The 21,383-nt window shown below is 69.6% G+C and carries 19 protein-coding genes; 7 read left to right on the forward strand and 12 right to left on the reverse strand.

From position 1 onward, the window contains the following. Nucleotides 1-26: 26 nt before the first annotated feature. From murA to AB4Z01_RS23455, 3 genes are all read left to right on the forward strand, one after another. Entirely contained in the window at nt 27-1,358 is a 1,332-nt protein-coding gene (gene murA, locus AB4Z01_RS23445; RefSeq protein WP_441698087.1) for a UDP-N-acetylglucosamine 1-carboxyvinyltransferase, read from the forward strand. A gap of 61 nt (nt 1,359-1,419) precedes the next feature. Further along, a complete protein-coding gene (locus AB4Z01_RS23450; RefSeq protein ID WP_441698089.1) occupies nt 1,420-1,857 on the forward strand; it encodes a PPC domain-containing DNA-binding protein in 438 nt (145 codons plus the stop codon). Nucleotides 1,858-1,880: 23 nt separating this feature from the next. Then, entirely contained in the window at nt 1,881-2,081 is a 201-nt protein-coding gene (locus AB4Z01_RS23455) for a CsbD family protein (protein WP_441698091.1), read from the forward strand. 60 nt (nt 2,082-2,141) lie between these two features. Here the strand turns inward: AB4Z01_RS23455 and AB4Z01_RS23460 are convergent, their stop codons facing one another. Together AB4Z01_RS23460 and AB4Z01_RS23465 are read right to left on the reverse strand one after the other, a co-directional pair. Next, nucleotides 2,142-2,564 (reverse strand): hypothetical protein, encoded by a 423-nt coding sequence (locus tag AB4Z01_RS23460; protein ID WP_441698092.1) that lies wholly within the window; start codon nt 2,562-2,564, stop codon nt 2,142-2,144. A gap of 88 nt (nt 2,565-2,652) precedes the next feature. Beyond that, nucleotides 2,653-3,492: a phytanoyl-CoA dioxygenase family protein gene (locus AB4Z01_RS23465; RefSeq protein ID WP_441698094.1), complete on the reverse strand. Its 840-nt coding sequence runs from the start codon at nt 3,490-3,492 to the stop codon at nt 2,653-2,655. Nucleotides 3,493-3,631: 139 nt separating this feature from the next. On the opposite strand from AB4Z01_RS23465, the gene AB4Z01_RS23470 reads away from it, so the two are divergent. Then, the gene (locus AB4Z01_RS23470) at nt 3,632-4,849 is read left to right on the forward strand and encodes an MFS transporter (RefSeq protein ID WP_441698096.1); all 1,218 of its coding nucleotides are present in this window, start codon (nt 3,632-3,634) and stop codon (nt 4,847-4,849) included. A 350-nt stretch (nt 4,850-5,199) separates the two neighbouring features. Here AB4Z01_RS23470 and AB4Z01_RS23475 read toward each other — a convergent pair whose 3' ends face one another. Continuing rightward, entirely contained in the window at nt 5,200-7,206 is a 2,007-nt protein-coding gene (locus AB4Z01_RS23475) for an aminopeptidase P family protein (RefSeq protein ID WP_441698098.1), read from the reverse strand. 347 nt (nt 7,207-7,553) lie between these two features. Between AB4Z01_RS23475 and AB4Z01_RS23480 the strand changes: the two genes are divergently transcribed. Further along, nucleotides 7,554-7,808, forward strand: a complete 255-nt coding sequence (locus tag AB4Z01_RS23480; protein ID WP_429227086.1) for a DUF1127 domain-containing protein — start codon at nt 7,554-7,556, stop codon at nt 7,806-7,808. Here the strand turns inward: AB4Z01_RS23480 and AB4Z01_RS23485 are convergent, their stop codons facing one another. The 3 genes from AB4Z01_RS23485 to AB4Z01_RS23495 all read right to left on the reverse strand — a co-directional run bounded on the left by AB4Z01_RS23485 (nt 7,809) and on the right by AB4Z01_RS23495 (nt 11,888). Then, nucleotides 7,809-9,062 carry an MFS transporter gene (locus tag AB4Z01_RS23485; RefSeq protein WP_441698100.1) on the reverse strand — a complete coding sequence of 418 codons (1,254 nt, stop codon included), beginning with the start codon at nt 9,060-9,062 and terminating at the stop codon, nt 7,809-7,811. It abuts the gene before it with no gap. A gap of 445 nt (nt 9,063-9,507) precedes the next feature. Then, a complete protein-coding gene (locus tag AB4Z01_RS23490) occupies nt 9,508-10,869 on the reverse strand; it encodes a glycerophosphodiester phosphodiesterase family protein (protein ID WP_441698102.1) in 1,362 nt (453 codons plus the stop codon). A gap of 128 nt (nt 10,870-10,997) precedes the next feature. Then, on the reverse strand, nt 10,998-11,888 hold the full coding sequence (locus AB4Z01_RS23495) for a 50S ribosomal protein L11 methyltransferase (protein WP_441698103.1): 891 nt from the start codon (nt 11,886-11,888) through the stop codon (nt 10,998-11,000). 227 nt (nt 11,889-12,115) lie between these two features. Here AB4Z01_RS23495 and AB4Z01_RS23500 point away from each other — a divergent pair, with 227 nt between their 5' ends. Next, nucleotides 12,116-13,138: a lipase family protein gene (locus AB4Z01_RS23500; protein WP_441698105.1), complete on the forward strand. Its 1,023-nt coding sequence runs from the start codon at nt 12,116-12,118 to the stop codon at nt 13,136-13,138. A 220-nt stretch (nt 13,139-13,358) separates the two neighbouring features. On the opposite strand, the gene AB4Z01_RS23505 is transcribed toward AB4Z01_RS23500, so the two are convergent. From AB4Z01_RS23505 to AB4Z01_RS23530, 6 genes are all read right to left on the reverse strand, one after another. Beyond that, nucleotides 13,359-15,269 (reverse strand): S9 family peptidase, encoded by a 1,911-nt coding sequence (locus tag AB4Z01_RS23505; RefSeq protein ID WP_441698107.1) that lies wholly within the window; start codon nt 15,267-15,269, stop codon nt 13,359-13,361. Between the two features lie 68 nt (nt 15,270-15,337). Beyond that, nucleotides 15,338-16,333: an ABC transporter ATP-binding protein gene (locus tag AB4Z01_RS23510; protein ID WP_441698109.1), complete on the reverse strand. Its 996-nt coding sequence runs from the start codon at nt 16,331-16,333 to the stop codon at nt 15,338-15,340. Then, nucleotides 16,330-17,325 carry an ABC transporter ATP-binding protein gene (locus AB4Z01_RS23515; protein WP_441698111.1) on the reverse strand — a complete coding sequence of 332 codons (996 nt, stop codon included), beginning with the start codon at nt 17,323-17,325 and terminating at the stop codon, nt 16,330-16,332. Before AB4Z01_RS23515 ends, AB4Z01_RS23510 begins: the two co-directional genes overlap by 4 nt. After that, nucleotides 17,315-18,214, reverse strand: coding sequence for an ABC transporter permease (locus tag AB4Z01_RS23520; protein ID WP_441698113.1), 900 nt, complete (start codon nt 18,212-18,214; stop codon nt 17,315-17,317). Before AB4Z01_RS23520 ends, AB4Z01_RS23515 begins: the two co-directional genes overlap by 11 nt. Then, entirely contained in the window at nt 18,211-19,128 is a 918-nt protein-coding gene (locus tag AB4Z01_RS23525) for an ABC transporter permease (RefSeq protein WP_441698115.1), read from the reverse strand. The genes AB4Z01_RS23520 and AB4Z01_RS23525 overlap by 4 nt, the downstream gene beginning before the upstream one ends. A gap of 138 nt (nt 19,129-19,266) precedes the next feature. After that, nucleotides 19,267-20,877, reverse strand: coding sequence for a peptide ABC transporter substrate-binding protein (locus AB4Z01_RS23530; RefSeq protein WP_441698117.1), 1,611 nt, complete (start codon nt 20,875-20,877; stop codon nt 19,267-19,269). Nucleotides 20,878-21,143: 266 nt separating this feature from the next. Here AB4Z01_RS23530 and AB4Z01_RS23535 point away from each other — a divergent pair. Next, nucleotides 21,144-21,383, forward strand: a 240-nt coding sequence (locus AB4Z01_RS23535; RefSeq protein WP_441698118.1) for an alcohol dehydrogenase catalytic domain-containing protein, incomplete at its 3' end; no start/stop codon positions are given.

Here is a 21,383-nt window from a genome sequence, read left to right on the forward strand (position 1 = left end):
TGCCGCCCCCTGACCACGGAGTGCCCATGTCGCGTGCAAATGTCGTGTCGTTCCGCCGGGCGGCGCCGTGGTGGACCGCGTCGGCGGCCGGCCGGCTGGAGATCGACGGCGGCGTGCCCCTCCGGGGCGAGATCGCCGTCGCCGGCGCCAAGAATGCGGCGCTGCCGCTGATGGTCTGCGCCGCCCTGACCGATGACCGGCTGACCCTGCGCAACCTGCCGCGCATCCTCGACGTCGCCATCCTGGCCGGCATCCTGGCCGAGCTCGGCGTCGAGGTGTCGTGGGACGAGAGCAGCCCGGCCCTGTCCGGCGCCCTGGGCGGCGCCGGCTTCGGCACCGGCCGGGTCGATTCGGCCCTGGTCGCCCGCATGCGCGCCTCCTTCCTGATCGCCGGCGCGGCGCTGGCCCGGCTGGGCCGGATCGCCCTGCCGCTGCCGGGCGGCGACGCCATCGGCCTGCGACCGGTCGATTTCCACCTCGCCGGCTTCCGCCAGATGGGGGCGACCGCCGAGATCGAAGGCGGCGAGGTGGTGCTGAGCGCGCCAAGCGGCCTGCGCGGCGCCGCCATCGTGCTGCCCTTCCCCTCGGTCGGCGCCACCCAGAACCTGATGTTGGCGGCGACGCTGGCGAAAGGCGAGACCAGCATCACCAACGCGGCGCGGGAGCCGGAGGTCACCGACCTCGCCCGCTGCCTCGCGGCGATGGGCGCCCGCATCGGCGGCATCGGCACCGACACGCTGCACATCACCGGCGTCGACCGGCTGCACGCAGCCACCTATGACGTGCTGCCGGACCGGATCGAGCTCGGCACCCTGATCTGCGCCGCCGCGGCCACGGATGGCGAGCTGCGGCTGGCCGGGGCCTCGACCGAGCTGCTGAGCGCCGCGCTGCCGGTGTTCGAGGATGCGGGGATCGAGATCGAATCGGCTGATGGCGTCATCTCCGCCCGCCGCGGCGCCGGCGGGCTTGTCGGCGTCGACATCATGACCCAGCCCTATCCCGGCTTCGCCACCGACCTGCAGCCCCAGGCCATGGCGCTGCTGTCCTGCGCCGAGGGGGCGGCGATGGTCACCGAGACCCTGTTCGAGAACCGCTTCCGCCACGTGCCGGAGCTGCAGCGCATGGGCGCCAACATCCGCGTGGTGCGCAACCACGCCGTGATCCGCGGCGTGCCGGCGCTGCATGGCGCGGAGGTCACGGCGACAGACATCCGCGCCGGCGCCGGCCTGCTGATCGCGGCGCTGGGCGCCCGGGGTACCAGCACGCTGCATGGGGTCGAGCATGTCGACCGCGGCTACGACAACCTGGTCGAGCGCCTGCGCCGCTGCGGCGCCCGGATCCGCCGCGTCGACCTGTAGCCCGAGCGGAACGTCCGTCCCTGCCGCCCCGTTGCCCTGTTGAGCGTCACGGGAGCAATGGATGATCGCCAAGCAGCTGCACGCGGCCGACGGCCAGAGGGTCTTCGCCGTCATCCTCGAGACCGGGGAGGCGGTGATGGAGAACCTGCAGCGCTTCGCCGAGGCGGAGCGGCTGACGGCGGCTCAGATCACCGGCATCGGCGCCTTCAGCGACGCCGAGCTGCGCTATTTCGACTGGGAGCGGAAGGAGTACCTGCCGATCCCGGTCAAGGAGCAGGTCGAGGTGGCGTCGCTGCTCGGCGACGTCGCGGTGTCACCCGACGGCAAGCCGGCGCTGCATCTGCATCTGGTGCTGGGCCGCCGCGACGGCACGGCCCTGGCCGGCCATCTGGCCGAGGCCCGGGTGCGGCCGACGCTGGAGCTGATCGTCACCGAATCCCCGGCCCATCTGCGCAAGGCGCTCGACCCGGAGAGCGGACTCGCTTTGATCCGGGCCTGACCACCTCACGACAGGAGATCGCGATGAACTGGGACCAGATTTCAGGCCAGTGGAAGCAGCTGAAGGGCAAGGCCAAGGTGCAGTGGGGCAAGCTGACCGACGACGACCTCGACGTGCTCGCCGGCCAGCGCGACCAGTTGGTCGGCCGGGTCCAGGAACGCTACGGCATCGCCAAGGAAGAGGCCGAGCGGCAGGTCGACACCTGGTCGCGCAACATGCACTGATCCGGGCTGCGTGCCCAACGAGACGGGCCGGCGAGAGCCGGCCCGTTTCTGTTGCGGCGTCTAGGCGACCGGCTTCGCCCGTTCCGGCCGCGCGGCGTTGACCCGCCGCAGCACCAGGTCGCGCTCCTCGCGCACCTGGATCTCGCGGCCGCGGGCCAGCAGCACCGTGCGCGCCCTCGGGTGATGCCAGCTCTGTGGCGCCCGCACGCCCTCGACCCGCGCGGCGACCACATGCACCGGCGTGCCCGACGGGGTGGTCAGCCGGGCGACCACGACGCCGTTGCCGAGCTTCTTCAGCACCGTCGTCAGCGAGTCGACCAGATAGGCCTCCTGCTCATCGGCGGCGGCAGTGCCGAAATCGATCTTGGTGCGGCCGGGGATCTCACCCGAGCGATAGGATTCGCGGATGAAGACGATGTCGCCCTTYGGGATCGACACGGCGCCGCCCTGGTCGTCCGTCCCGGTCAGCACTGCCTTGACCATGGCTTCCTCCCATCCTGCGGTCGGTTCCTGGGGAACCTGTTATGGGCAGGATGGAGTCAACCCGCGGCGGGATGCAAGCCTTGTGGCCTCAGGCGAAACCACGCACCGGCAGCTCCGGCCCGCGGCGCAGCCAGTTGCGCGGCGAATAGGTGGTGCGGGCGTCGGTGACGTGCAGCGTGTAGGCGTGGCGCGACACCGGCGACCGGTTCGGGGCGCTGTAATGCGGCAGCCGGCCGTGGAAGCAGACCAGGGCGCCGGCCTTGACCTCGACCGGCACGGCGGTGGCGTCGGTCGGCCAGGGCGTGGCGTCCAGCTTTTCCATCCGGGTCGCGCCGTCCTCCAGCAGGAAGCGCTCGCGCAGCGGGCCCCGGTGCCCGCCGGGCTCGACCCACAGGCAGCCATTCGACCGGTCGGCATCCTCCAGCGCGAACCAGAAGGTGGTGACGCTGAGCGGCGTGGTCTCGAAGAAGCTGGCATCTTGGTGCCAGCGCACCTCGCCGCCGATACCGGGCTGCTTGAAAATGTACATCGACTGCCAGATCTGCGGCTCGGCCAAGCCGAGATCGGCGGCCAACGTGGCCAGCTTGGGGTCGCGTGAGAAGCGGTCGAACACCGGGTCCAGGTCGTGCAGTGCATGGCCGATCTTGTTGATCGACAGCGCCTTGGCCTGGCACAGCCGGCCGTCGGCGTCGAACGCCTCCTCCTCGAAGAAGCAGCGCACCTTGTCGCCCGAGGTCAGGAAGTATTCGTCCGATTTCCGCTCCTGCTCCTTGGTGGTGAAGATCGACACCGACTCGCCGGGATCGAAGGCATCGACGATCGCCTCGGCCCGGGCGCGGACGGCGCGGATCTCCTCGATCGGCTTGAAGCCGTCCAGCACCAGATAACCGTCGCGCTCGTACAGCGCCTTCTGCGTCTCGCCCAGCATCGCCGTCCTCATTCCGATTCCGCGATCAGTCTAGCGCGATCGCTATCCTTGGCACCGGTCTTGCTTGCAATCGAACTGAAACAATGCTCGGACGGTTCGGGAACAGGCGGGGGATGCAATGGCGACGACAGAGATCGGGATGATGGCAAGCGGCGCGGCGGCGGACCGGCCGGATGCCATGGCAAGGCGGGCGCTGGTGGCCTCGGCGGTCGGTTATGCCATGGACGGGTTCGACCTGCTGATCCTCGGCTTCATGCTGACGGCGGTGGCCGCCGGCCTCAGTCTTACTCCGGCCGAATCGGGGTCGCTGGTGACGGCGACGCTGATCGGTGCGGTGGCCGGCGGCATCCTGTTCGGCATGCTCAGCGACCGCCTCGGCCGGGTGCGGGTGCTGACCTGGACCATCCTGCTCTTCGCCGTCTTCACCGGCATGTGCGCCCTGGCCCAGGGCTATTGGGATTTGCTGGCCTACCGCACCATCGCCGGGCTCGGCCTCGGCGGCGAGTTCGGCATCGGCATGGCGCTGGTGGCGGAGACCTGGCCGGCCCGCTACCGGGCGCGTGCCTCCTCCTATGTCGGGCTCGGCTGGCAGGCCGGGGTGCTGGCCGCGGCCCTGGCCACGCCGCTGCTGCTGCCGGTGATCGGCTGGCGCGGCATGTTCGCGATCGGCCTGCTGCCCGCCATCGTCTCCTTCGTCGTCCGCCGCACCATCGGCGAGCCGGCGCTGTTCCTCGACCGCGCCGCCCGGCCGCGCCAGGGCAACGCCCTGCGGCTGCTGGTCAAGGACGCCCGTACCACCCGGATCAGCTTCGCCGTCTTCATCCTCTGCTCGGTGCAGAACTTCGGCTATTACGGGCTGATGATCTGGCTGCCGACCTATCTGTCGACGGCGATGGGCTATTCCCTGACCAAATCGGCGCTGTGGACGGTGGTGACCATCCTCGGCATGTGCGTCGGCATCGGCGCCTTCGGCCATCTCGCCGACCGGATCGGCCGGCGCCCGACCTTCATCCTGTTCCAGATCGGCGCCGCGATCATGGTCGTGGTCTACGCCCAGCTCGGCTCACCGGCGGCGCTGCTGCTGGGCGGCGCGGCGATGGGGCTGTTCGTGAACGGCATGATCGGCGGCTACGGCGCGCTGATCTCGGAGCTGTACCCGACCGAGGCGCGGGCGACGGCGCAGAGCGTGCTGTTCAACCTCGGTCGCGGCGTCGGCGGCTTCGGCCCGCTGGTGGTCGGCGCCCTGGCCTCGCAGTATTCCTTCAGCCTGGCGATCGGGCTACTGGCGGTGATCTACGTGCTCGACATCGGCGCCACGCTGATGCTGCCGGAAACGCGCGGCGTGGAGCTGGAATAGGGGCGGCGCTGCCGGCGCCCACCCCTCATCTGTCATTGCCGGGCTTGACCCATGGCTGTCCGGTTGAGAAAGACCGCAACCGAAGCGTGTTTATCTTAGGTTCTTATTCTATTTTATAGTCATCCTCGGGCTTGACCCGAGGATCCAGGGGCTTTCAAAGCAGCTCTCGGTGGCCCCTGGATTGCCGGGTCAAGCCCGGCAATGACAATAAAAGTTCAGCTTCTCGCCTAGATCTGCAACCCGAAAAGCTTAGCCGGACAGCCGCGGGCTTGACCCGGCAATCCAGTCTTTGTCGATATCCTCTGGATGCCCGGGTCAAGCCCGGGCATGACAAAAGGGTGAGGGCAGTCCTACCCAATCGCCCTTGTCGCCTGCTCCAGCCAGGCGCGGTCCTCGCCCTCGAGCTGCGGCTCGACGACCGAGCGCACCTTGGCGTGGTAGGCGTCCAGCCAGGCGCGTTCATCTGGGGTCAGCAGCGCCGCTTCGACCAGGGCCAGATCGATGGGCGCGAAGGTGATGGTCTCGAACTCGTAGAAGGTACGGGTGTCGTCGCTGAGCGCCGCGCAGGGCTGCACCACCACCAGCGTCTCGGTGCGGATGCCGTAGCGGCCGGCGGCGTAGTAGCCGGGCTCGTTCGACAGGATCATGCCGGGCTCCAGCGCGATCGTGTTCGGGGTCTTGGCGATCCGCGCCGGCCCTTCATGCACGCTGAGATAGCTGCCGACGCCATGGCCGGTGCCGTGGTCGTAGTCCAGCCCGTGCTCCCACAGCGGCCGGCGGGCGAAGGCGTCGATTTGCGAGCCCGTCGTGCCCTTCGGGAAGCGCGCGGTCGAGATCGCGATATGGCCCTTCAGCACCAGAGTGAAGGTCCGCCGCATCTCCTCGGTCGGGGTGCCGACGATGACGGTGCGGGTGATGTCGGTGGTGCCGTCGCGGTACTGTCCGCCGCTGTCGACCAGATAGACATTGCCGGGCTCGATCCGCCGGTTGCTCTCGGCGCTGAAGCGGTAATGGGGCAGGGCGGCGTTCGGGCCGGCGGCCGAAATGGTGTCGAAGCTGAGGTCGCGCAGCGCCCCGGTGGCGACCCGGAACTCCAGCAGCTTGGCGGCGGCGCAGGCCTCGTCCAGTTGGCCCGAGGGAGCCTCGCGCGACAGCCAGGCCAGGAAACGGCTGACCGCGGCGGCGTCGCGGCGATGGGCTTCGCGGGTGCCCTCCAGCTCGACCGCGTTCTTGCGGGCGCGGGGCAGGGCGCAGGGGTCGGCGCCGACATCGACCTTGGCGCCCGTCAGCCGGTCCTGCACCCAGGCGCTGGCCGAGGCGGCGTCGATCCGCACCGCCTTGCCGGCGCGGCCCAGCCCTTCCAGCGCCTGGCCCAGCGTGCTGGGTGGCTGGATCGCCACCTCGTTGCCGAGATGGATATCGACGCCCGGCACCAGCTTGCGCCGGTCGATGAACAGGTCGACCAGCCCGTCGGCATGCAGCACGGCGAAGGACAGCGGCAGCGGCGTGTGCGGCACGTCGGCGCCGCGCAGGTTCAGCAGCCAGGCGACGCTCTCCGGCGCGCTCAGCACCACTGCGTCCAGCCGGTCGCGCCGCAACGCCTCGGCAATCTCGGCCCGCTTCTCCCGCGCATCCTTGCCGGCGACATCCAGCGCCTGGACGATGGTGGGCGAGATCGGCGCCGGCGGCTGGTCGGTCCACAGCGTGTCGATCGGGTTTTCCTCGACCGCGACCAGCGAGCCGCCCACGGCTTCCACTGCCTTGCGCGCCTTCTCGACCCAGGCGACGGTTGCCAGGCGGGGATCGTAACCGGCGCGGCCGCCCTTCGGCAGCGCCTCGGCCAGCCAGGCCTCATGCGGCTCCTGGTGCAGGTGCCGGCGCTCCCATTGCGCCGGGTCGGTCTGCTGCTCCACCTGGATGGTGTAGCGGCCGTCGACGAAGATCGCCGCTCGCTCGGCCGTCACCACGGCGGTGCCGGCGGAGCCGGTGAAGCCGGTCAGCCAAGCCAGGCGCTCGGCCCGGGCCGGCAGGTATTCGCCCTGATGCTCGTCGGCATGCGGCACGACATAGGCGTCGAGGTCCAGCCGGGCCAGCGTGCCGCGCAGCGCGGCCAGCCGCTCGGCCGGCTTCGGCCCGGCCGGCCGATGGGCGGCGGCGACCGCGGCCCTGGCGGCGCGCAGCCGCTTGGCCTGGGCCTCGGTCGCGCCCGGCACCGCCAGCTCCATCCATTCGCTTTCGTCCAGCGCCGCGGGCGCGGCGACCACGCCCTCCAGCAACTCCTGCAGCCCGGCGGCCTCGTAGCGGCCGCCGGTGTCGGCAGCCGCGGCGGCGAGGGTGTCGGCGAGATCGGTGGTCATGGTCGGCGCGTCCGTGAACGGGGCGGCCCGGGCATCGGCGCGCCGGGCGGGATGACTCCTTATCGCGCATCGTGCGGGGCGGGGGAAGCGGCCGGGCATGGCTTCGATCAAGCCCGGCGCGGCTGCGTGCAGCGATATGTTGCTATGCACAAATTCGATATTGCAGCGCACAAGAAAGCGCGCATTCTATCGATCTGAGGCCGCCGTCCAGGCGATCCCTCCATCAACGACAATCTCGGAAACGTCTCCCGGAAGCAGCGTTCCTCCATGCCGTCACGGCGGGGCCGCGGCGGATGTTGCAACGCAATAACCTGCGTCAGCAGGAAGCGGAAACACGGGACACGATCATGGGATACCAGCTTCTCGCCAGCCTCATCCGCGGCTTCTTCCGGATCCGGGGCGGCATCGACCGCAGCATGACCTATCATGAGCTGATGGAGCTGACCGACCGGCAGCTCGAGGACATCGGCCTCACCCGCAACCTGATCGAGACGGTGCTGGTGCAGGGCGACAACGACGTCGCCGCGATGCTGCCGGAGGGCGCCGTGCGCGCTTCGCTGCAGCGCGCCGCCAACACCAACCGGCTCGCCAGCGTCGCCTGATCAACGTTCGGCAGTCTCGACGGCGGGCGTCTCCGGCGCCCGCGGGTCGAGCCCGATGGCGCCCTGCGTCGCCGGCTGCACCGACACGAAGCCCGGCCGTGACTCGGCCGGGGCGCGGGCCCGCTGCCCCATCCGGTACAGGGTGAAGGCGACCAGCGCCAGGTTCACCGTGCCGACGAAGGCGAACAGCGTCGGGCTGCCCAGCTCCACCATCAGCAGGCTGGCCGGCACCGGTCCGACCACGGCGCCGATGGCGTAGATCAGCAGCAGGCCGCTCGAGGTCTCGACGAACTCCCCGGCCCGGACCTGGTCGAAGGTGTGCGCCAGGGCCAGCGGGTACAGCGGCAGCGAGAAGGCGCCGTACAGGAAGGCCAGGCCGATCACCGCCTCCCCCGGCAGCCAGTCGACCGCCAGCAGCGCCAAGCCGGCGGCCGCGGTGCCGATGCCCGAGATCACGATCGTCCAGCGCCGGTCGACCCGGTCGGACAGCCGGCCCAGCGGCCATTGCCCGACGGCACCGCCCAGCACGGCCGCGCTCATGAACAGCGCCACGGTCGCGGCGTCGAAGCCGCGCGCCTGGGCGAAGACCGGCCCCAGCGACCAGAAGGCGGCGTTGCCGATGCCGACCACCAGGCAGGCGGCGGCCCCGACCGGCGAGGTCGCGACCAGCCGGGCCAGACGCAGCCGCACCACCTCCGGCACCGGCGGCGCCGCCACCCGGGTCATCGCGACCGGCAGCACCGCCAGGCAGATCATGATCGCGATCCAGGTGAAGGCGGTCATCGGGTTGCCGGTCTCCACCCCCAGCAGCATCTGGCCGACCGTGATCGCGAGCAGGGTGACGATGGTGTAGAGCGACAGCACGGTGCCGCGGGTGCGGCTGGTCGCCTGCTCGTTCAGCCAGCTCTCGATCACCATGAACACCACGGCGAAGCAGAAGCCGGTGCCGCCGCGCAGCACGATCCAGGGCGCCGGGTGGACATATTGCGGGAACGACAGGGCCACTGCCGCGGCCAGCCCCGCCACCGCCGCGAAGGTGCGGACATGGCCGGCGCGGCGGACCAGATGCGGGCCCAAGAGGCAGCCCAGCACGAAGCCGGCATAGTAGCCGGAGCCGAGCAGGCCGGTGACCACGGTGCCGAAGCCGGCATCGGTCGCCCGCACCGCCACCAGCACCGCCTGCAGCCCGTTGCCGCACAGCATCAGCCCGACCCCGGCCAGGAGCGCGGCGACGGACGAGAGGACGGCGGACATGTGATGGACCTCGGCGGCAAAGACTTCTGATGCCACCGGCCTTGGAGGCTTGCCTTCCCCTTTCTGTCATCACCGGGCTTGACCCGGTGATCCAGGGCCATCAAGCGCGGTGCTTGCGGCCCCTGGATGCTCGGGTCAAGCCCGAGCATGACAGAACAAGTGGGAGTCGGCGGGTCCGCTTCCAGACCGGCGGCACCAGTCCAAGGTGTCAGCCTAGGCCGGCCTTCGACCGGAATTTTGTCCAGGAGCGACAGCCGCTGCAGCCGGTGCGCTGCGCTGCTGTCTCCCCAGGCTCATTCGCATGTCGACGAGGCTGTGATCAGCCTGTCCTTGAACCGTCATTGCGAGGAGGCGAAGCCGACGAAGCAATCCAGGGGCCGGTGCGTACAGCCCCTGGATTGCTTCGCTGCGCTCGCAATGACGATCCCTCAAGGGCGCGTTGTTGTCAGCGGCCCAGCTCGTGCAGATAGGCCGTGCGCGCTGCCACCCCGGCATTGGTGAAGTCGGTGAACACGCCGTCGACGCCGAGGCGGAAGAATTTCAGGTACTCGGCCTGCGGGTCGCCCTGGTAGTCGGCCGCCAGGTACTTGCCTTCGTTGCGGAAGGTAAAGACATGGACGAACAGCCCGGCCTTGTGCGCATCGGCGACCAGGCTGGTCGGCGGCTGGGTCGTCGCCTGCGTGGTCGACCCGGTGAAGGCCGTGCCGTCCGCGTTCTTGTCCTTCCAGGGCGTGATCTTCAGCGGCACGATCTGCGGCTTCCACGGGCCGATGCCGTCGGCATAGGTCTTGATCTCGGCCAAGCCGGCCGGGGTCAGCATGGCGTCGAACCAGCGCGGGTCGCCGGCCACGGTCCAGTCATAGGGCCGGCTGTCGACCACCTCGTTGTAGACGACGGCGCCGGTCTTGTAGTCGACGTCGTAGCCGTCGATCAGCTGCACCACCTTGGTCTTCAGCCCGTGGGCGCGCAGGTATGTCAGGCTGCTCGGCTCGAAGCTCTGCACGAAGATCGGCGCATCCTTGGTGTTCAGCCCGTTGTCCGTGATGATCTTGATCATCGCATCCTCGAGCGGATGGCTGCCGGGCGCGCCGCAGCCATTGGCGATCGCCTGCTCGTCGTTCCAGGTTGGGTTCTTGCTCTCGGGATAGACCGAGATGGTCCGGCCGGTCGCCTGGCTCTTGGCCTTGGCGATGTCGATGATCTCCTGGAAGCTCAGGATCGGGAACTTGCCGTTGAACTCCTTCGGCCGCTCGCTGGCGGCGTCGTAGGTGGTGCCGCCCAGCCATTGCTTCAGCTCGGCCAGGGTGAAATCGGTGATGGCCCAGTCGCCGGTGTGGTCCTCGCCGTCGACGATCAGCGACTTCAGCACCGATTTGGGATCCTTCGGATCGGTCAGGTCGGTCAGGTATTCCGACGGGCCGCTGGTCGGGGTCTGGGCCCAGGCGACCTTGACCATCACGCCCGGCACGGTGCGCTTGCGGGACGCGACCTCCGGGTTGGTCTTCGCCACCTCGGCGATGTTGGTGTTGTCGCTCAGCCAGGGATTGTGCCGCGCCACCAGGACGCAGTCGCGAGTCAGGTGGAGGTCCTCCTCCAGCGCGTCGGTGCCCAGCGCCGCCGCCATGTCGTAGGAGGGCTGGGTCTCCTCCGGCATCAGGCCGGGCAGGCCGCGATGGCCGACCACCAGCGGCGGCTTGCCGTCGAGGGTCTGGAAGGGCTGCGGATCGGCGGCGGTAACCATGCGGCCGCCGGCGACCAGGGCGACGGCGGCGAGGGCGATCAGCGAGGCGGAGCGGTGGCTTCCCATGCGGGGCGACCTTTGGGGCAGGGTGAAGGAGGCCCCAGGCTAGTGACCGGCAATGACGCATCCGTGACTCTGCTGCCGGAATCCTCAGCCCCGAAGATGAAGAATTGGCAATGTTCGGGCGCGCTGCCTCAGCCCAGGACCAGCGTCGGCCAGCCGCGGATCGGGATCTTGTCGGCCAGTGTCAGGCGCTGCAGCCGGTGCGCCGCGAGCACCTGGGGCGCCTGGCGGTCCAAGAGGCCGGCCAGGATCGCCACCCCGCCGGGCGCCAGGTTGCGGCGCAGGTCGGCCGCCATGCTCATCAGCGGCCGGGCCAGGATGTTGGCGATGATCAGGTCGTAGGGGCCGTGCTCCGCCACCACCCGGCTGGCATAGCCGTTCGAGACCACGGCGGTGACCCGGTCCGACAGCTGGTTGATCCGGGCGTTGATCCGGGTGACGCGGATCGATTCCGGGTCGATGTCGGCGGCCAGCACCGGGGCATGGAACAGCCGCGCCGCGCCGAAGGACAGGATGCCGGTGCCGCAGCCCATGTCGAGGATTCGGCGGAAGCGGCGGCGGCGCGACAGCCGGTCCAGTGCCCGCAGGCAGCCCTCGGTGGTCGGGTGCTCGCCGGAGCCGAAGGCGGTGGCGGCGTCGATGCACAGCGGGACTGTGCCCGGCGGCGGCGCCTCCTCGATATGCGAGCCGTGGATGAAGAAGCGGCCGATGCGCAGCGGCGGGAAGGCCTGATAGGTCGCGGCCAGCCAGTCGGTCGGCGGCACCTTCTCCACCACCGGCGCCGGCAGCGTCGTGCCCAGCATCGCCGCGACCAGCGCCAGCCGCGCGGCCAGCGCCGCCTCGTCCGGCGGATTGCGGTCGATCCCCTCGATCACCCAGTCGCCGCCATCCTCGATCTCGAAGGCAGCGACCGAGGCGAAGGCGTCGTCGAAGGCGGTCTGCACGGCATCGCCGATCTCGGGGCCGACGACGATGCTGGTGCGCCAGGCGGAGGCGGCTTCGGAAGGGACGGTGCGGCTCATCAAGGGTCCAGGCGGCGGGGTCTATGCTCGGCCGCACAGTATCGGGCCGGCCGCCGGTTTGCATCCGCGATGTCGCTTTCGTCCGCTCTGGCGATTTGATCGATATTTTCTACAACTTATAGGTGTTGACGCCGTTCACCGCCCCGAGCGGTCATATGGCATCCGGCCCGCCTCGCCGCGCAGGCGCGTGGCCGGCTGCCCAACATCCGCGCGGACATGGAGGCGTCATGACACCTCAGGAGATCAAGCAGGGTGCCGTCGGCCAGGGCGGCATCCCGGCCACGCCGTTCGCGATCAGCTATCTGCAGCTGTGCCAGATCTCGTATTTCCAGACCGACCAGATCGCCGAGGCCATGCCCTCGGTGCCGCCGCCGGGCGAGACCGCACCGGACTCCTCGATCGGCAGCTGGAGCGTCGTCTGGGGCCCGGCCAAGGACTGGGACGACAGCAACCTCGCCTATGCCGCCGCCTACACCGATGCGGCGTCGGGTGTGCCGGTGCTGCTGGTGGTCTGCCTGCGCGGCACCGACGTCCATGTCGACGACCCCTGGGGCATCCTCAAGCAGCTGTTCGAGGACCTGCGGGTGCCCGACCAGGTGCCGCTGCCCTGGGCGCCGACCAGCACGGCGCTGATCGCCAAGGGCACCCTGTCTGCCCTCGACGTGATCCAGAAGCTCAGCTCGAACGGCCAGAGCCTGTCGGATTTCGTGACCAGCTATCTCAATAGTTCGGCGAACCAGCAGCCGGTGCTGATCGTCACCGGCCACAGCCTGGGCGGCGCCCTGACCACCGTGGTCGCGCCCTGGCTGCAGAGCCTCGGCAGCATCACCACCCCGATCGTGCCCGCCACCTTCGCCGCGCCGACCGTCGGCAATGCCGGTTTCGCCACGCTGTTCGGCACCGACTTCAGCTACTCGCTGCGCTACTGGAACGACTACGACATCGTCCCGAATGCGTGGTGGAACCTGCCGGGGATGGAGACGATCTACACGCCCTGCAACCTGACGCCGCCCGGCTTCGTCACCGACGGGCTGACCCATTTCGAGAACAAGCTGAAGGGCATCAGCTATGCCCAGCCGGCGGCCAACACCCAGCTGTCGGGCTCCTGCAGCAGCCTGGGCACCAGCTGGCTCGACCAGGCCGGCGTGCAGCACAGCACCCACACCTACATGGCCCCTCTGGGCGGCGTGAACATCATGCCGCCGGGTGGTGTCGGGGTGCCGTCGATCGTCGACTACAAGCCGGCCTGAGGGGAATGAGCCGAGACCAGATCAAGTCATCCTATCGCGCAAGGCGGTAAAGTATTGCCTCTCCCGCTTGCGGGAGAGGTCGGAGACGCGAAGCGGCTCCGGGTGAGGGTTCTTTTGTCGAGGCCCGGGCCAGCCCTCACCCGGCCGTCCTTCGGACGTCCGACCTCTCCCGCCAGGCGGGAGAGGCAACGAAAAGACGCTCGACCCTCAACTCATCCGCTCACGAGTCGCCGACGGCTACCGTCTCGGTCATCGGCGCGTCCTGGTCGGCGCTTGCACCCGGTCCGAAGGCCGCATCGAAGAAGGCGATCAGCCGCTCATACAGCACGCGGCAGTTGCCCGGCTTGACGATGCCGTGGCCCTCATCCGGGAACAGCAGCGTCTCGTAGGGGATGCCGCGGGCGTCCAGCGCCGCCCGCATGATCTCGACATGCTCCGGCGTCACATTGGGGTCGGTCAGGCCCTGGACGATCAAGAGGCGCCCCTCGATCCGGTCGACGGCGTGGATCGGCGACCGCTCGCGGTATTTTTCCGGCAGCGCGTCCGGTGTGCCGCCCATCATCGCCTCGGAATAGGGGCGCAGGTCCGGTCGTGTGGTCCAGTAGTCGGTGACCAGGTCGGTCATGCCGCAGATCGGGGCCGAGGCGGCGATTACCTCGCGCGGAAAATGGGTGATCGCCCACCAGGCGGAATAGCCGCCATAGGACAGGCCGGTGACGCCGACCCGGCCCGGCTGCGCCAGCCCGGCATTCATCAGCGCCAGGATGCCGGTGCGGATGTCCTCCTGCTCGCGCCCGCCCCAGCCGTCTTCCTTGATCGCGTCCTGGAAGGCCAGGCCGAGGCCGGTGCTGCCGCGATAGTTCGGCTGCAGCACGTGGAAGCCGGCCTGGGCCAGCGCCTGCGGCACCGGGTCGAAGCGCCCGTCGTAATGCGCGGTCGGGCCGCCATGGACCTGGATCACCGTGCCGCGCGCCTCGCCCCGGGCTCGGTACAGCCAACCGTGGATGCGCAGCCCGTCGACCGAATGCCACCAGAAGGGCTCGGCCGGGCTCAGCGCCGTCGGGTCGGGCAGTGACCCCGCGGGCAGCGGCGCCAGCTCATGCGCGGTCAGCAGGTCCGGCGCCTCGGCCGCCAGGGCGATGATCGACGTCGGCGCCGTGGCCCGGCCGCGCTCCAGCACCCAGCGGCCGTCGGGCAGCGGCGCGATCGGGCGCAGGATGTCGCCGCCGCGGAACACCGGGGCATAGGCGCCGGTCGAGACCATCAGGAACCCGGCCTCGTCCCGCGCGGCGCCGGATTCGAGCACCATCAGCAGGTCCTGGCCGCCATCGGCCTGGCGCGGCCAGCGTAGATGCTCGACCGGGATCGCGGGATTGTCGATCAGCCAGCGCAGATCGTCGGAGGCCAGGTCGATCAGCCCCAGCCGCTTGTGGGCCGGCCCTTCGGCGACGAAGGCGATGCGGGTCCCGTCGGGCGACCACACGCCTTCGGCCTTGGCCGGCCCGCCGGGGTTGTACAGCTCGCGGTCCGCGCCGGTCTGCAGGTCGTAGACCCACAGCGCCCGGCCGCTCGGGTGGTGGTCGTTGCGCAGATACAGGATGCGGCGCCCGGTCGGGTCCAGCCTCGGCGCCAGCTTGCAGGAGCGCCGGGGCGAGGCCAGAGCGCGTTGGGCGCCGGTCGCGATGTCGTGCTCGTACAGATGCAGGATGTCGCCGCCCAGCCCGGTGGCCGGGTCGCGGCTGGCGGCATAGACCAGCCGCCGCCCGTCCGGATGCTGCTGGGCGCTGTAGACGTAATAGCCCGGCCGGTCCGGCAGCAGTGTCTCCGCCGGCCGCGCCGGATCCAGCCAGACCCGCTGCAGCCCGACCTGCTCCTCGCCGTCGCGGCGGCGGGCGACGATCAGGGCCAGGCTGTCCGGGGTCCAGCTGAAGCTCTCGCAATCCCAGCCGGAGAATGGTTCCAGTAACAGGCGCGGCGGCACGTCGCCGGCGGTCGGGGCGATCCACGGACCGTTGGYCTCGGCCTTGCCGTTCCACAGCCAGGCCACCCAGCGCCCATCCGGCGACACCGTCGGGAACAGCAGCCGCGGCGCGGCGATCAGGCGGTCCAGGAAGCCGGGATCGATGCTCATGACGGAAATGCTACTCCAGCAGCGGCGCATCGGGATACGGCGCCGGACGCATGGCGAGCGCGGCGCGGTCAGGCCGGGACGCCGGCCAGCTCCTCGACCCGGTGGCAGGCGGCGCGGTGGCCGGGGCCGAAGTCGCGCAGCGGCGGTGCGGCCCGGGCGCACAGGTCGACGGCATGCGGGCAGCGGGTGCGGAAGGCGCAGCCRGAGGGCGGGTTGATCGGCGACGGCGTGTCGCCTTGCAGCACCACGCGCCGGCGCTGCCGCGCCCGCACCGGGTCCGGCACCGGCACGGCGGACAGCAGCGCCTGGGCATAGGGATGCAGCGGCCGGGCGAAGAAGGCATCGCGGCCGGCAATCTCGGCCTCCCGCCCCAGATACAGCACCATCACCCGGTCGCTGATGTGCCGCACCACGCTCATATTGTGCGAGATGAAGATCAGCGCCATGCCCATCTCCCGCCGCAGCCGCATCAGCAGGTTGACGATCTGCGCCTGGATCGAGACGTCCAGCGCCGAGACCGGCTCGTCGCAGACGATCAGCTTCGGCCGCAGGATGATGGCGCGGGCGATGCCGATGCGCTGGCACTGGCCGCCGGAGAACTCGTGCGGATAGCGGTGGGCCAGGGTGGGGGACAGGCCGACCTGGCGCATCGCCTCGTTGACCCGGGCCGCGACCTCGGCCCGCTTCAGCTCGGGGTGGAAGGTGCGCAGCGGCCGGCCGATGATCTGGGCCACGGTCATGCGCGGGTCCAGCGACGCCAGCGGGTCCTGGAAGATGATCTGCATGTCGCGCCGCCGCGGCCGCAGCGCATTCTCCGGCAGGCCGGTCACGTCGCTGCCGTTCCAGGCGATGGTGCCGGCGGTGGGCGGAATCAGCTTCAGCACGGCCCGGCCCAGGGTGGACTTGCCGCAGCCGGATTCGCCGACCACGGCCAGCACCTCGCCGGGGGCGAGGTCGAAAGACACGTCGTCCACCGCCTTCACCAGCAGCGGCGGCCCGCCCAGCAGCCCGGACGAGAGCGGGAAATGGACCTTCAGGTTGCGGACCGACAGCACCGGCGTCATGACACCAGCTCCGGCACCGCGGTGGGCTGCGGCAGAGGGCGATGGCAGGCGACGACGCCGGCAGCGGCGGGGAGCAACGGCGGCATGGTGACGGTGCAGGCCTCGACCCGGCGCTCGCAGCGCGGGGCGAAGGGGCAGCCCGGCAGGTCGCCGGACGCGGCGCGCGGCTGGCCCGGGATCACCCGCAACTCACCCGACGTACCCTCCAGGTCCGGCGTCGAATCCAGCAGGCCACGCGTGTAGGGATGGGCCGGCGTGGCGAACAGCGGGTCGACCGGCGCCGCCTCCATCACCTTGCCGCCATACAGCACCAGCACCCGGTCGCACATCTCGGCGACGACGCCGAGGTCGTGGGTCACTAGGATCACCGCCGTCCCCAGCTCGCGCACCAGGTCGCGCAGCAGGTCCAGCACCTGGGCCTGGACGGTGACGTCCAGCGCCGTGGTCGGCTCGTCGGCCAGCAGGATGCGCGGGTTGCACAACAGCGCCATGGCGATCATCACCCGCTGCCGCATGCCGCCCGACAGCTGGTGCGGATACTGCCGCATCCGCTTCGCCGCATCGGGGATCTTCACCCGGTCCAGCATCCGGACGGCCTTGTCCCAGGCCTCGCGCTTGCGCATCCCCTGGTGGCGGATCAGCACCTCGGTCAGCTGCGCCCCGATCCGGTGATAGGGGTTCAGCGAGGTCATCGGGTCCTGGAAGATCATGGTCATGGCCGACCCGCGCAGCCGGTCCAGCCCGCGCCGGTCCAGCGCCAGCAGATCCTGCCCTTCGAAGCGGATCCGGCCGGTGGCGGCGCCGTTGCCGGCCAACAGGCCCATGATCGACAGCAGGATCTGGCTCTTGCCCGACCCGCTCTCGCCGACGATGCCCAGCACCTCGCCGCGGTGGACCGTGAAGTCGACCCCGGCCACGGCGACGGCGTCGCCCCGGCGCATCCGGAAGCGGATCGCCAGATCCTCGACGGAGAGGAGGGGATCAGCGCTCATTGGGGTCGAAGGCATCGCGCAGCCCGTCGGCGACGAAGTTCATGCAGAACAGGGTCAGGGCCAGGGCGAGGCCCGGCAGGATCAGCATATGCGGGGCGGTCTCGATCTTGGCCTGGCCCTCGCTGATCAGCACGCCCCAGCTGGTCTCCGGCGCCTGCACGCCGAGGCCGAGGAAGCTGAGCAGGGATTCGCTCAGGATCACGTCGGGGATCAGCAGGCTGGAATAGACGATCACCACGCCGACGCAGTTCGGCATGATGTGCTTCAGCACGATCTGGCGCTTGGTCATGCCGCCGGCCCGCGCCGCCTCGATGAACTCGCGGTGGCGCAAGGCGATGGCCTGGGCGCGGACGATGCGCGACGGCGTCAGCCACAGCGACAGCACCACGGCGATGATCACGGCGGTGCTGCCGCGCCCCAGCGCCATGCTGATCAGGATGACCTGGAAGATGTAGGGGATGCCGTACAGCACGTCGACGAAGCGCATCATCACCTGGTCGACCATGCCGCCGAGGAAGCCGGCAACCGACCCCCAGGTGACGCCGATGGCGACCGCGATCAGCGTCGCCACCAGGCCGATGATCAGCGACACCTGGCCGCCGGCCATGATCCGCAGCAACAGGTCGCGGCCGAGGTCGTCGGTGCCGAAGGGATAGGCAGACAGCAGGTCCATCGGCGCGTTCATCGCCTCGAAATTGGCGTCGTCCGGCTCGTAGCCGTACAGCAGCGGCCCGCCGAAGCAGAAGATCACGATCAGGATCAGCACGATCAGGCTGGCGACCGCGGTCCGGTTGGCGCGGAACCGGCGCAGCGCCTCGCGGAACGGGCTGACGCCCTCGGCGCCCGCTCCCTCCGGGGTGGCGAGATCGGTGGCGGTGGCGTCGGTCATGCGCGCGACCTTGGGTCCAGCAGCACCTGCAGCACGTCGGTCACCATGTTGAACAGGATGATGCAGCCGCCATAGACCAGGGTGACCCCCATCACCATGGTGTAGTCGCGGCTGATCGCGCTCTCGACGAAGTAGCGGCCGATGCCAGGCACGGCGAAGATGGTCTCGATCACCATCGACCCGGTGATCAGCCCGGCGGTGGCGGGGCCGAGATAGGCGATCACCGGGATCATGGCGCCGCGGATGGCGTGGTGGGTCAGAACGCGCCACTCGCCCACCCCCTTGGCCCGGGCGGTGCGGATGTAGTTGCTGCGCAGCGTCTCGATCATGGCGCCGCGGGTCAGCCGGGCGACATAGGCGATGTTCGGCAGCGCCATCGCCACCACCGGCAGCACCATCGACCGCCAGCCGCCGTCCCAGCCCGCCACCGGCAGCAGGCTCAGCATCAGGGCGAAGACGATCTGCAGGATCGGCGCCATGACGAAGGTCGGCACCACGATGCCGCCCATGGCGATGGCGCTGACCAGGTTGTCGAGCGGGCCGTTGCGCCGCAGCGCCGCGACCACGCCCAGGGTGACGCCGGCGATGGCGTAGAGCAGCGTGGCCCACAGCCCGATCTGCAGCGAGATCGGCAGGCCGTGGCCGATCAGCTGCGTCACCGTGTATTCGCGGTAGTACATCGACTGGCCGAAATCGAGCCGCACGACGTCGCCCAGGAAGCGCAGATACTGCCGCCACAGCGGCTCGTTCAGATGGTACTGCGCCTCCATCCGGGCGATCAGCGCCGGCGGCAGCTTCTTCTCGCCGTCGAACGGCCCGCCCGGCGCGAAGCGGATGACGAAGAAGGTGATCGTCGCCAGCGCGAACAGCGTCGGCACGCTGCCCAGCATGCGGCGAAGGACGGACAAGACCATCGGGTCCGACTGCTCCCTGCTTCTTTCTTCGTCATTCCCGCGAAAGCGGGAATCTCGTCACATCCAGAGGCGGCGCGAGATCCCCGCTTTCGCGGGGATGACAAGAAGGGGGCGCGGGGAGACCGCGCCCCCTTCTTGTCACTTCTCGATGCTCAGGAACTTCGACATCGGGTGGCCGATCGGGTTGGCGCCCCAGCCCTTGACGTAGGTCTGGACCAGCAGGTTGTCGCTCGACACCGTGATCGGGATGAACACGTACTGGTCCAGCATGCGCTGCTCGGCCTGGCCCAGGGTCTCGTAGAACTTGGCCTTGTCCGCGGCGACGGCATTGGCCTGGTCCATCAGCTTCTCGTACTCGTCGTCCTTCCAGTGATAGCTGGGCGTGCCGCTGTAGCGCAGCGCGTCCAGCCAGGTCTTGGCCTGTGGGTAGTCGCCGCCATAGCTGTCCATGCAGACCTGCCAGTCGCCGGTGTGCAGCTTCTCCAGCCAGGTCTTGACCTCGGTCAGGTCCAGCTTGGTGCGGACGCCGAGGTTCTGCTTCCACATCGCGGTGATGCCCTCGACCCGCCGCTTGCTGGCGGCGCTGGACGGCCCGATGATCTCGATCTCCAGCGGCTTGTCCGGGCCGTAGCCGGCCTCGGCCAGCAGCTTCTTCGCCTCGGCCAGGCGCTCTTCCTTGCTCAGCCCCGCTTCCTGCACGCGGCCGGGCTTGTAGCTGGGGTCCTGGTTGATCGAGAAGGTGACCATCGGCACGTTGCCGGCCTTTTCGATCTTCTCCTGCAGGAAGTCGCGGTCGATGGCATAGGCCAGTGCCTTGCGCACGCGGATGTCGGACAGGGGGCCGGCATCGGGCTGGAAGCTCAGATACTTCATGCCCAGCGTCGGGTTCTGGTGCAGCTCCTGCGGCCGTTCGGCCTTCAGCTTCTCGATCTGGTCGGACGGCACCGTCATGGTGCTGTCCAGCTCGCCGGCCAGGTAGCGCTTCAGCTCGGTCGAGGCGTCCTCGGTGACGTGGTAGACGACCGAGTCGATCTTGACGTTGGCGGCGTCCCAGTAGTTCGGGTTCTTGACCAGCACCACCTTCGACTGCGGCACGTATTCCTTCAGCATATAGGCGCCGTTGCTGACGAACAGCTCCGGCCTCGTATAGTCCAGCTTGTTGCCGGCCGCCTTCAGGCTGGCTTCATGCACCGGTGCCGTGGTGTGGAAGTCCAGGATGTAGGGCGCGTCCGGCATCGGGTAGTCGAGCGTCAGCACCACCGTGCGGTCATCCGGCGCCGCGGCGCCCAGCTGGCTCGCATCCTTCAGCTTGCCCTCGTTGAACGGCTTGCTGTTCTTGATCGGCAGGACGGCGGTCAGGTAGTAGGCGTGCTCCGACGCCGTCTCGGGGTCGAGGGCGCGGAGGATGCCGCGCACGAAATCGGCCGCCACCATCGGGTCGCCGTTCGACCATTTCAGCCCGGACCGCAGATGGAAGGTCCAGGTCAGGCCGTCGGCGCTGGTCTCCCATTTCTCGGCCGCGCCCGGCTGCGGGTTGCCCTGCGGGTCCAGGATCAGCAGCGCCTCGAACAGGTCGGCGATGATGTAGTTCTCGCGCGCGCCGTTGTTCAGCTGCGGGTCCAGGGTCGACGGCGCGCTGCCGAAGCCGCGGTTCAGCACCGTCTCCGCCACTGCCGGTCCGGCCAGCGCCCCGGCGGACACTGCCAGGCACAAGGCCAGCGCCATGGCCGATTTGTTCAGAAAGCTCATGCAAACCCCCAGATTGTGATCCCCCCGCCGAGGCGGCGCTACAGTCCCGGTCCGGCCGGGCTTCTCGTCCTGCCTCAGGCGTCTCGCGGGAATGGTCCGCCCCGCCGGTCGCGATTTGGGCAGGCGGCCGTCGCTCCTGACAAGGTACGAAAGCGACGGAGGCCTGAACTTCAGGTTATCGGGGCGTCGCCGCGGCATGTCGGGCCTGGGACTGGCCGGGCTCGTCCGCTAGGGTTTCGCCCGACGATTCGCGAGGAGCCGGGAAGATGAAGACGCGTGCCGCCGTAGCCGTGGCTGCAGGGAAGCCTCTGGAGGTCCTGGAAGTGGACCTGGAGGGTCCGAAGTTCGGCGAGGTGCTGGTCGAGATCAAGGCGACGGGGATCTGCCACACGGACGAGTTCACGCTGTCGGGGGCGGATCCTGAGGGGCTGTTCCCGTCGATCCTGGGGCATGAGGGTGCGGGGGTGGTGGTCGATGTGGGCCTGGGCGTGACCAGCCTGCAGAAG

It is taken from the genome of Inquilinus sp. YAF38 (assembly GCF_052113205.1).
In the GTDB taxonomy this organism is placed as follows: domain Bacteria; phylum Pseudomonadota; class Alphaproteobacteria; order DSM-16000; family Inquilinaceae; genus Inquilinus.

Bases quoted from the DNA above. Each gene is read 5' to 3' on its own strand.
- murA (WP_441698087.1), top strand. From the start codon at position 27: ATGTCGCGTGCAAATGTCGTGTCGTTCCGCCGGGCGGCGCCGTGGTGG.
- AB4Z01_RS23450 (WP_441698089.1), top strand. From the start codon at position 1,420: ATGATCGCCAAGCAGCTGCACGCGGCCGACGGCCAGAGGGTCTTCGCC.
- AB4Z01_RS23455 (WP_441698091.1), top strand. From the start codon at position 1,881: ATGAACTGGGACCAGATTTCAGGCCAGTGGAAGCAGCTGAAGGGCAAG.
- AB4Z01_RS23465 (WP_441698094.1), bottom strand. From the start codon at position 3,492: ATGCTGGGCGAGACGCAGAAGGCGCTGTACGAGCGCGACGGTTATCTG.
- AB4Z01_RS23470 (WP_441698096.1), top strand. From the start codon at position 3,632: ATGATGGCAAGCGGCGCGGCGGCGGACCGGCCGGATGCCATGGCAAGG.
- AB4Z01_RS23475 (WP_441698098.1), bottom strand. From the start codon at position 7,206: ATGACCACCGATCTCGCCGACACCCTCGCCGCCGCGGCTGCCGACACC.
- AB4Z01_RS23480 (WP_429227086.1), top strand. From the start codon at position 7,554: ATGGGATACCAGCTTCTCGCCAGCCTCATCCGCGGCTTCTTCCGGATC.
- AB4Z01_RS23485 (WP_441698100.1), bottom strand. From the start codon at position 9,062: ATGTCCGCCGTCCTCTCGTCCGTCGCCGCGCTCCTGGCCGGGGTCGGG.
- AB4Z01_RS23490 (WP_441698102.1), bottom strand. From the start codon at position 10,869: ATGGGAAGCCACCGCTCCGCCTCGCTGATCGCCCTCGCCGCCGTCGCC.
- AB4Z01_RS23495 (WP_441698103.1), bottom strand. From the start codon at position 11,888: ATGAGCCGCACCGTCCCTTCCGAAGCCGCCTCCGCCTGGCGCACCAGC.
- AB4Z01_RS23500 (WP_441698105.1), top strand. From the start codon at position 12,116: ATGACACCTCAGGAGATCAAGCAGGGTGCCGTCGGCCAGGGCGGCATC.
- AB4Z01_RS23515 (WP_441698111.1), bottom strand. From the start codon at position 17,325: ATGAGCGCTGATCCCCTCCTCTCCGTCGAGGATCTGGCGATCCGCTTC.
- AB4Z01_RS23520 (WP_441698113.1), bottom strand. From the start codon at position 18,214: ATGACCGACGCCACCGCCACCGATCTCGCCACCCCGGAGGGAGCGGGC.
- AB4Z01_RS23525 (WP_441698115.1), bottom strand. From the start codon at position 19,128: ATGGTCTTGTCCGTCCTTCGCCGCATGCTGGGCAGCGTGCCGACGCTG.
- AB4Z01_RS23530 (WP_441698117.1), bottom strand. From the start codon at position 20,877: ATGAGCTTTCTGAACAAATCGGCCATGGCGCTGGCCTTGTGCCTGGCA.